General features: G+C 31.6%; 4 protein-coding genes. 3 read left to right on the forward strand and 1 reads right to left on the reverse strand.

Annotated elements, in window-relative coordinates:
• Nucleotides 1-299: 299 nt before the first annotated feature.
• The 3 genes from ELS83_RS07815 to ELS83_RS07825 all read left to right on the forward strand — a co-directional run bounded on the left by ELS83_RS07815 (nt 300) and on the right by ELS83_RS07825 (nt 9,676).
• Complete coding sequence (locus tag ELS83_RS07815; protein WP_171594981.1) at nt 300-4,943, forward strand: hypothetical protein; 4,644 nt, start codon at nt 300-302, stop codon at nt 4,941-4,943.
• A 17-nt stretch (nt 4,944-4,960) separates the two neighbouring features.
• Complete coding sequence (locus ELS83_RS07820) at nt 4,961-9,247, forward strand: hypothetical protein (protein ID WP_171594982.1); 4,287 nt, start codon at nt 4,961-4,963, stop codon at nt 9,245-9,247.
• 102 nt (nt 9,248-9,349) lie between these two features.
• Nucleotides 9,350-9,676 (forward strand): hypothetical protein, encoded by a 327-nt coding sequence (locus tag ELS83_RS07825; protein ID WP_171594983.1) that lies wholly within the window; start codon nt 9,350-9,352, stop codon nt 9,674-9,676.
• A gap of 543 nt (nt 9,677-10,219) precedes the next feature.
• On the opposite strand, the gene ELS83_RS07830 is transcribed toward ELS83_RS07825, so the two are convergent.
• Nucleotides 10,220-11,041: a hypothetical protein gene (locus ELS83_RS07830; protein ID WP_171594984.1), complete on the reverse strand. Its 822-nt coding sequence runs from the start codon at nt 11,039-11,041 to the stop codon at nt 10,220-10,222.
• Between the last annotated feature and the right edge of the window lie 327 nt (nt 11,042-11,368).

Below are 11,368 nucleotides of genomic sequence, written 5' to 3' on the forward strand. Positions count from 1 at the left end.
TTGATCACCATTGTGTGATAAGAAGGCCACAGGATTTATTGAATCTGGACTTCTATTTTGTTAATCTGGTCAAAAAGAAAAAGACTCTTCGAAGACCGAGAAAAACTGTGGAATTCCTCGAGAAATTGTATTCTGATAAAGATGCTTACATTGTTGTTAGACTGCCTCAACAGCACGTTGCGGAACAGGTTCTAGATCGCGAGTGTCAGCTAGAGAAAAGGTCCAATTCTTATACAACAGGATTTTCGGTGCTTTCATTTAGGATAACTCAAAAAATTTTCAACTTAAAATGGCCCTATTTGATTAAGAATCAATTGCCTTATACATCAACATTCTTATTGTCATGGGAATTTTTTGAGCTAATAATTTGTGAAAATCCTAGAAAATATTTTAAGCTCGAAAGTAACCAATATCCTATCAATATTTTTAAAGAGGACTATAATAGCCAAGTAATAGAAGAAAGTTTGTTCTATGATACAGGTATCAGGGATAATAGCTCCGGATCAAATCATACCAAGAAAGTACCAGTTACATTTTTCGACGCGCCCTTTAAAATGTTTCTTAGCCCATTTCAGGAGCAATCCAGCTCTGAATTGTTTTTCTCCTCCTCAAACAAAGAACAACAATTGTTAAAAACAAGACGGAATGAGAAAATTGCAATTACGAGACTTGTTAAGTTGTGGTCAAACAATCTAAGATCTAATTCGGAGCATTTCATTACTGAGTTTAAAGCTATTGGTTATGCTGGTACAGATATTCAAATAGAACCTAGGCCGAATTTCTTACCAAGTGAACTTCAAAGAAAAGAAATATCTACTCTAACAACTAGATACCAGCAAACAATTAAAACGGATTTCTTTGAGGTGACTGGACTCGGGTTGTCCTCTGATCTAATATTTAAGAATAATATTCATAGTATTCCATATAGTCTCTCTAAATGGGAGCAATTCATTCACTTTGGAAGAACCAATTTTACTAATATAGAATCTTTAGGTTTCGATGCAAATACTGGAATAAAACTAATCATAAATGAAATAGATTCTCGAGAATTCAAAAGAGGAAAATCATATGTCAGGCGAAGATTTTATGTGCAATTTCTCGAAAATGAAGTCACTATTAAAAATAATGAGTTGTTTAAAATTCCATTTCAACGTATTATTCCTATAGAACATGGTAGCTTTTTTAAGCCTGTATATCATAGTGAGATTGGAAATGAAGGTATCATTGTATTGAACGAAGGACCAAATAGTGCATACCCATCTGATCTATTAAAGTTTAAATATAGAGGAATTGACCATTTAGGTGTTTCAAAAGAATTTGAAATGGACATGATCATTATTCCAGAAAGATTGAATAAAATTACATCTGGTGTTTATGTGCATAAAAATGGTTGGGAAGGGAATACCGAATATCAAGAAGGTACCTATGTTAGGCTTCATCATGCAGCTCAAATTACCGAAGATAGTAGTTACTCTGTAAAGTCTGAATCTTTTCATACCTATGGAGCTAGAGCTATTCAGGTCATTAATGAATTTAGAGCTAGGAACGAAAAGCATCATCGAATTGAGATAAAAGAAAAACTTGCTTTTGCAGCAAGTGGTAATGTTAATGAGGATAGTATCAATCTTGAAACTAAAGGCATTTTGTTGTATACATATTTTGACAATTCATTTTCGTCAAACAATAATGTTCGAGCTTTTAATCCCAGGTTGGCCTATGTCAAAGCAAAAATCCCCAATTTAGTTGGTATTGAGAGTAGTCCTCAGACCTATAATTTAATGTACGCAGAAAGCTATATGAATCATGGGTTCTCTGAAATCAAGAATGCATCAAAAGTTTTTATGAAGTCGTTAAAACGAAATTTTAACGCGGGGCTTGATATCGATTATGGGGATTATATAAAGAGTATGCGTCCTCAACAACAATCCATTGTTGGTATCTTCTCTCAAAATAACCGAAATTCTGGTGCTGTTATAAATCCGGATTTTCCGATAGAAGGTTTATCTATCTCTACTTATGGGTTATTATCTAAAGAATCTTATAATGACAAGATTAAAAGGAACGGCGTTACTGGAGGACATAGGTTCAATCCTGCGGATTTTTTAGGTAAAGATGCTGAATTGATAGGGGGGATTAAACTCATAAATTTATTAGAACAATTTTTAGAAGATCCGGATCATCCTAAAATAAAGGTCACAGTTGATAAAATAAAGGATTTTAAAGCCGTACTTAAAGATTTTAATGAGATTTATAATATCTGGAAAAAAGAAGTTCGTGAAGCTCAAAAATTAATAAGTTCGCTTCCGTTAGAGTTGGATAATATCAAAAGGGAGATTGAAAATGAGATAAGATCTCAAATACTTACTTCAATAGAAAGATATCTGGAAAAACTTAAGCTGAAGACAAGAATTGAGAGCAATTTAAAGCTTAAGGTTGATGACCTGCAAATAAAAGAATTGTTTGAATTTGAAAGGGAAATCCAAAACAATCTTATTCAAAGTATAATAAAAGAAATACAAATAGATGATTATATTGATGTAGAGCTTATCAATCAGATTCAAGAGTTGTCTAAGATTTTGATTTCACGCGATGTAGAATCATATATAGAAAAAAAGAATGTGGTTTCTCAGTTAATTCTCAAGTTTATCAAAAAACAGCCTTTCTATGGGCAAATTCAAAAGAATAAGGAGCAGATCTTTAAAATGTTATATCTTGATTTTTTTGAAAAAGTTTTGGTAACTAATTCTTCTGATTCCTTTACGGCAAAGGTTAATCTCGAACCAGTAAAGGATATTTTGCTAGAGCTTAAACCCAGAATTGAGAAAAAATATGAAGGCAGATATCTACAACTATTAGAAAGTGTGGATGAAACTATTATAAAAACAGAAAAACACTGGGAAAAGGCTAATGTTCAAGTTACCGATGAGCTTCAAAATTTAAAAGAGCAAATTGGAGATTTGACTCTATTAAAGACTATTGAAATCGCTCAAACTTTCGATCAGGTTAATGATCAATATTTGCAGACTGTAAATGCCCTAAAAGGGACTCTTAGTTCCTATGCTTCTGTTATGAAAGAAATCGGTATTAACCAAGAAATTATTGATAAAATAATTAAGGAGCAAGAGGCTTTTTTTGATGCAAAACTTCAAGGTCTTACGAAAAACCTAAAAGCACGTGCTCTGAGTCTCAAGAAACGCTTTAAAGATGAAGCTGCTCCATATATTGAACGGTATAATGATCTTGAAAATGATGTTTTGGTCGACATTGAAACCTATAAACAAAGGTTCCAGTTTATTTTTGAGGATTATAAGGGCCGTATAGAAGAATTACTAAAAAAAATTGATGCCAGGCGACAAGGACTTCAAGGTAATTATGACCAAAAATTAGCTAAACTAAAAGAAGCGGAGAATACTTTTAATGACTCGGTTTATGCGATTCAGAATGCCATTGACGGTGAAGTAGAACAACTCCTAGAGAAATTGAACAATAGTATAAGAGGAACTGAAGAGTATGAAGAATTAAAAAAGGCTATCGACACTTATAAAGAATTAAAATATCTAGTGAATGCGCCATTTAAACAAGATATTACATATACATTTAGTACGCATAAACTTAGAAATTTTGATGGGGGACTTGTAAAATTTATTGCAAGAAATAATCCCAATTCTTCTATTGAAATTGATTTCAAATCTTCAATATATTTTAACATTACCTCACCTTCCGTTATTGAAAAACAAGAAACGACATTGTCAAACACTATCAGAAGTTTTGGTTTAAATATATTGGGATTGATTACTGTTGATTTTGATGAAATATCTTTTTCCAAATCCAGAAATGGCATAGAAGCTTTAAATATTAAGATTCGAGATATTCAATTTGACGGTGATTTTAGGTTTATTTCTTTTTTTGAAGAGGGGCTAAAAAGTATAAACAAATCCAATATGATACTGAATGTTAATTCTAACGGTGTATCGGTTGGATTTCAATATCCTTTAGGTCCAATAGCATTTGGCTATCTTAACCTCTCAAATCTTCATTTTAACATCTTGTTTACAATGCCATTTATGGCTAATGCACCAATGCAAATTGAAATGGGGATTAACAATCCAAAAAATAAATTTTTGGCTATTGTTAATGGTTACCCCGGTGCAGGATACTTTATAATGAATATGAATCCCAAAGAAGGGATAACTCATGTTGTGTTTCTTATAGAGTTTGAGTCAAATGAAACCTTTGATCTTGGTTTAGCATATGGATCGACATCATTACTTGGAGGAATATATTTCCAGAAAAATTACAGTGAAGTTGAACTGAAGGCATATATTTTATGCCATGGAAATTTTCGCGTACTCGGTCTGTTTAATTCATCCATTACGTTTAATGTACTTTTAAGATATGCCGGAAATGATTTATCCGGATCCTGTGTAGTCCGTGTTAAACATAGTTTTAGTTCATGGTTCGAAGTAGAAGCAGAGGTTTATATGTCGCATACCATAAAAGGTAAAGGCAAAAAAAACCTAATGGGAACAGCAGTTTGTTTAGATAATTTAACTTCGATTAAAGCCAATTTACTTTCGGAAAGTGAAATTTTAGAATTATTTGAGGATAGAATTGTTGATAGCAATTTAACCTCACGAATAAATTATAAAAAGGGTGAGACTCTTTACTTGATTTATAGAATTGGTAGGGAGGAACCTGAGTCGTCAAAAGTAATTCTAAAATCAAATTCAGGTTCTGTTTCCTTTAATGAAGAACTAATTGAAAATGATGAATCTACGGATTCCTACTATTTTCTTATCACAGGTGAATTAGTACAAAGTGGAACTCAGTGCATAGGAATAGAACGAAATGCAAAAACTATTTGGTTAAATTCCTCAGATATAAAATTGGCTGAAGATTTCAAAAATACCTGGAGTGAATACTTTTCGTCTTGTTATTACTAAACTATAAACAGAATTCAATGAATAAGAGCCTTGAAAACATTCAAATTGGATTAACAATTTCTCCTTGCGGAATTCATAAATTAAATAGGTTGAATTTTGCTGTAATTATTGGGTTGGATATTTTGCCTCAGAAAGAATTGATAGTTACTCCAGAAGTGATTTCCGAAATTCGAGAATTCATCATTACAAATTTTTCGGATAGTAATTTTTCTGTAGAATTACATTCTCAAAATCAAAAAACAATCACTCTCGACTTTTTAGTAGATGATATAGACCAAATTCTGCAACCAACAAACTGGGCTTCTATTCTTGGATATGAAAAAAGGAGTGCCGAATTTGAAAAAAATGATGCTGATGAGGCATACGTAAAGCTTCGTGCTTTCTCAGAATCTCGAACCGGACGAAAAATTGAGAATAGAGCATTTCTTTATGAAAATACCAATAATGTTCCTAATGATGATGAAAAGTCAAATAGATTTTCAACAATTGCCAAAAATATTGAAATAGTAGATAATAGGTTAGAGCGTGTCTCTGGTTTTGCAGAAAAATATAAGAATGAAGTTATTGATAAATCATTTTCACCTCAATATATCGATTTTCATGATCTACAGGCTTCCATATATCAGAATTCCGCATTAGCAATGCATTATTTTGGGATGGTAATCAATATAAATTGTCCTATTCCCAAAGAAGATGGCTCATATAAACTAGTATTCAAACTTCAGAAAAAGGAACTGGCTGGTTATTTTAAGAGAGAGTTGTATACAGATCATTTAAGTGAAGAATTTGACAAAGACCAGTTTATTTTAAGCTTGAAAACTGACTATGTGTTTAAACGAAAAAATGTTCCAAATGAAAAATTCTATCACGGACGAAGTAATTTTGGGTTAATAACACTGCCAGAAAGTAGAGGTAATGATTCTTTATTCGAATTTAAATCTTTTTCAGAAATTCAAAATTGGAATGCCCAATTAGCCACGAACAACAGAGATTCCTTAGCTCGTGGATTAATCCTATACCACAAACTTGATAAGAAAGCTTTTGATAAAACATTTGTTAGACAGGAAATTCAAGGACATAATATTGTTTGTACCAAAACAATTCGTCCTGACGAGTTTGAAGAGGCAGTTTTTACAGAATCACTCTGTAAAAGAAAATTGCAATTCATGAAAAAAGGAAAAATTCTTTCAATTGATTATTTGAAACAGCATGAAGAAGGGTGCATAAACTTCAACAATGAAACTTTAATTTCTCCTAACAATGCATTATTAACTAATGAACTTTTCCGGTTTGAAGGTTACAATTTAGTGTTGCCAAAACCCACAAATGGCTCATCTAATGATGGCAAGCAAGTAATAGCTACTGACAAGAAATATATTGATGATTGGATGAAAAAGAATGGAATAGTAACTAATTATAGCTATCCAGATGAATCTACAATAAGTTTAACCTGCAAATACGATGAATTGTATCAGTTTCACTTTCGTTTCATCGAATCTGTGACAAATTATGTTATTCCAATAAAAAGTTCCAATGAAACCGAACTTACTTTAATCGATGTGATTAATAGCGGATTTAAAACTAATGTCCCATGTTACAAAGCAGAAAAATTCGAACATGAAGATAGTTTGATAAACTGGCCTATTGAGCCTCCCCACATAATTCCAAATATAAAAAGCAAGTCAAAAATTAAGAGTAATATCTTTACGTTAAAGAATAAAGATAAACAAGGTCTGCAATCATTTATTTATCCTCCATCAACAAGTATTCATTTTGCTCAATTGATTGGAGTGCTAGATCCTCTTTTCTTTAAAAATTATACTAGTGTTCGTGATGAAATGCCAAGCAAGAAAAAGTATCTATTGTACACAGAGAAGTTTGTAGAAAATTCAATGGGTAAAATTCCGTCTGTTCATGTTTCGAATAAGCATATTTCATACATTCCCGATCTTCGTATACTGAACATGGTTATCTATCCTTCAGACTGGTATACTAAGCAACTTTTGAAAAGAAAAAAACACTCTACTAAAATTTATATTCCATTATGGAATTATTTTTTTGATAATAACCCACATCCTAAGGCTCTTATTCAGTATAAAGACCCATTTAGAAATTTTGTTCCAAGAAAAATTGAACTGATTTATGATGAAAATAAGGACGTTTCGAAAATAAAGATCGAATATTTAACAGGTCCTTCAATGATTCAACATAAGGAGATTCCTCTTCCTTATCCTGGAATTTATCACTTTAGTTTTGCCTTTAATTACGATACAGAATATAAAAAGGAAAATCATAAAAATTTCAAATTTCATCCTGCGGAATTTACTTTTGAAGATGCTAGAATCCAACCAAAGAAACCGAACATTCTCACGGAACATATTATTTTAGAACAGTTTGATTCACTGGATTTAAAAAGCTTTATTTTTTTTGAGTTTAAGACTAATCAGGATCCAGTCCGTAAAAACTTGAGTTTAATTTGTGAATCGACACAATTATTGGATGAATCAAAATCACTGCCGGGATTTAAAGTAGAAAATAAACGTTTATTCTTAATTGATGAGTATGCCCCAGACAATTTTAATACTACAATAAAAATTGATGATAATTTGGCAGTTTATCCGAACCGGTTTGGTGTGGAAATTGAATTGAACCTAGCTGATAACTACGTTAGTCCAAGAGGAGAACTCTATATCTCAATAAGTCCAAGTTCAAGAGTGATATATTCATTTAAACGTAATGAATCTCTAGGCAATGCTATTGTTTATTTGGAACAAATCAATGATGGAAAAAAAACAGTTCATAGGTTACATATCGGACAGCAGAGGTCACGGGTGAACAGTAGCTTCAGAATTATATTTAATTATTTCAAAGACCTTGAAAAAGATAAACTTCAATTGGAAATATTAATTCGGTTTAATCGAAATGAATATTCTTATAAGAACCTAAATAATTTAGATTTGATTGATTTGGTTGGATTACCATCAAATGACTTCGACCATACATGTATTTTTTTAGATAAAGATTTAGAATCTCTTGTATTAAAAAAAATTAGTGATTTTAGTTTTAACTATTATTCTAAAAAAGATAGCTCATACATAGTTAATCCCGATGTTATGGATTATTTTGTATATAAGGATGAAAAAGTATCTAAGTTTAAAAAAATGATCTATCGCCTTAAAGCAACATCTCGGTTTCGAGAGCACTTTGCAGAAATAGAAGATGATAATTCGTTTGAAAGTTTATCAGATCAGTTTGAATTAGTGATAAAAAATAATTCAAAACCACCAACTCCAAAACTTGAAGTAACTCCCTATTTTCACATGTCATTTAAATTAGATAAGAAGAAACAAACAATTGTTAAGACACGAAATTATCAATTAATGATTGAAATTGAACGACCGTGGAGTGAAGACCAATTTGCTATCGTTGTTTCTAAGAACATTCAGGATGAACCTGATAAATTAATATTTGATAATGAAACAAGTGCTATTGGACATGATATTATAAAATTAAATGGTTCCAATCTCCCTAAAAGCTCTAATATTAAACAATTCATTCAAACCAGAAATTTTATTTCAGATGAAGATGCAGGAGGATATAATTTATATTTAACTAAATACTTTGGGGATGAACAATTTGGAGATCATCCAGAACCCACTTTGAAAAGAGTTAAGATTGGCATGTATGAATATGAATTGCTCGTATTAACTCCATATTTCAGCAAGGAAAAGAATAAATGGATAGTTATTTTGGGCTTCGATGAATTACAAAATTTTATTGATCCTTTTGTCAAGTTAGTTACAACGCGTTTTCAGGAGGTGAGCGTCAAAGAGGATTTGAAAGTTTCAACTTTTACGAAGCCGATTATTCTCCCAATTCATTCCAAGCGAAGTATAACTTTGGTGCGAGAGAAAAAAATGGTTCATCTAAAAATAAAAATCAATTCTGAATTGTATAGGATAGATTGTTCAAATCTTAGAAACAATAATTCCTTTTTTATGCTGTGTTACCTTAAGAAGGGGAGTACAAGCAGGTTTAGAGAAAATGAGCTTCTAGAAATAGGGAAAAACGGTGGTGATATACGGGTTTTGGGTAACCGCTTTATACTTCTTAAAGGTTCGTCTAAAAATATCCCATTACCGCTGACTTCGAAAAAATATAGTGTCCTAATTTTTGAGATCGAAAATCATGCAAACCTAGACCATACTCTATTTGAACCTTCTGGTAAGAGTGAATATGTTAACTACCTGAACCATCCATCAATGAAAATAAGTTATATGGAAGAAATAGAAATCCCAAACTAACATCAAAAAGAAACAGGCCTCAATTAATACGCATTAGAACGAAATGAGGATAAGGTTAGTTAATATAGAATAAAATCATTAATGTTTAAAATCATACAAATCATGAAAGTTAGTACAAAATCATTGGATAGTATTAAGCGCTCTGAAGTGAACTATGAAGAGGCTACTTGGAATTTACTGCAAGACAATTTATTAGGAACTGTAAGTGACATCATGCCGGGTGATAATCTGATTGTTACACAAGAAGAATGGGATAATATGCTTGTACTGTTGAAAGCCAGTAATAATGGTGATATGAAACACAAAGTTATAGCAAGCAGAACAATTTATAAATCCGCTGCAATTTCTAGTAATCACGACCATGATAAGAATGCGAATCAAAAATTCATGCTAAAGTTGTCACAATTACTTACCGATTGGTTGAGTTAGGCTAACTCACACTCATTCATTTCCTAAACGATTCCCAAAAATATTTAAGAATCGAGTTATAGTACTGGTTATCATATGATGTTTTAGTTTAGCGACATGGAATTCTTATTGCTATCCTCAAACCTCCAACCACCTCATTCTGCTTACTCGTTCCTCACTATCTCAATTCGGTAGTTCAGGTATCCCACTCAGGAGTGGCTCAGATAATCGCCACACCTGTATTTGCCCACGCTCGCTTCGATTGTGCTTTTGAGCTGTATAATGTAACCTTATATAGTGTCTACAAAATCTTTTTAAGTTTGGGGATAGAATTAGACTGGATGGATAAACAGTTGTTACAAAAACTATTATATCCGAGTGATCTTTTCTATAAAGGGGATTTGGACTTACTCAGAACTACTTGTGTAAATTCTCTTTTAAAGTCAATCTCTGGAATATATGATTCAAATATTTAAGGATATGGGATTGAAGTTCATCCTCATATCCTTAATAATATCATGATAAAGAATGAATTATTTCTATTAAACGAATTGTATATAGAGTTTAGTTGAGTTCAAACTCCTGAATTTGTGATAAAGCTAAATCCAAATCGAAATAGCCTATTATTTGAATAAATGCTTTTCTTGTGCTTTCATTTTTGGACACTTTACTTCTTCTGAACAAAGTATTAATGTATTTGCAATACTTCTCTTTCGAAAATATCACCTGGTCCGGCCATAATTTAATTCTTACTAATATTAATAAACACCAGAGGAAATTCTTATCATTTTCTCTAACTGAAAATTCATACAGGTGTTTTAATTGATATCCTCCCGCTAGTTCCTCTATTAGCTCAGAGAATTTCAGATTTACTTTCATACAGCCTTTTTCCAGATTAAATATTTCAAGGAGCAGGATGTTCTCCTTTGAGTTCAGATCTACAATATATTTCTCTAACTCAATTAATAAATTGTTTTTCCAATTGCAAATTTTAAGGAAATCCGTATTGTTCAATTTTGTGTCTAAAGCACGTAATATATTTAATAAATAGTTATCCTGGGTATCATTCTTTGCAGTAATCATGCTCTTAAGAACATGATTTTTTGTTTCTCTATATGAAAAATGTCTAAATGAAGACCTATGATTTAAATAATACAGAAATACATTTGCCTTCAAAAAACTATATTGTCTTTCAAGATTATCGTAAAAATTATTTCTTAGAAAAGCATACCAGAATAATCTAAAAATATTATAGGTGTTGTTATCCAGTCTCTTATCAACGAACTCCAGCTCTTTTTGTAGACTGTTTATTGGTTGATAATAATGCTTTAAATATGACCCAAAGGGAGTTGAAGCATCAATTTTTTCACTTCTATTTAGATACATGTTTCCTATGCTACATTTATGAAAATGTTTAACATGCTCAAGATGTTTATGAAAAAGTTGATTTATTTTTCCAATTTCATCATCATTGGGGATGGTGTCTCCTAATGCTATTAAATCAATGTCAGAAAGTATCTTATTTTCATAAATGGTGAACTCTTTTGCGCATAAAGAACCACATAATACCCTGTAAGTCTTCAGCCTAATTTGGACAAGTTGGTATAAAATTTAAGAGATAGATTTCTTAACTTTTTGTAACCAATTAATGTCTATAAAATGAGAACAAAGAAACAAAGTACCGAGGCTAAGGTAAAAGAAATTAGACGGCAC

It is taken from the genome of Marinifilum caeruleilacunae (assembly GCF_013141825.1).
Classification (GTDB): Bacteria; Bacteroidota; Bacteroidia; order Bacteroidales; family Marinifilaceae; genus Marinifilum; species Marinifilum caeruleilacunae.

Coding starts and splice junctions, on each gene's coding strand:
- ELS83_RS07820 (WP_171594982.1), top strand. CDS start 4,961: ATGAATAAGAGCCTTGAAAACATTCAAATTGGATTAACAATTTCTCCT.
- ELS83_RS07825 (WP_171594983.1), top strand. CDS start 9,350: ATGAAAGTTAGTACAAAATCATTGGATAGTATTAAGCGCTCTGAAGTG.
- ELS83_RS07830 (WP_171594984.1), bottom strand. CDS start 11,041: ATGTATCTAAATAGAAGTGAAAAAATTGATGCTTCAACTCCCTTTGGG.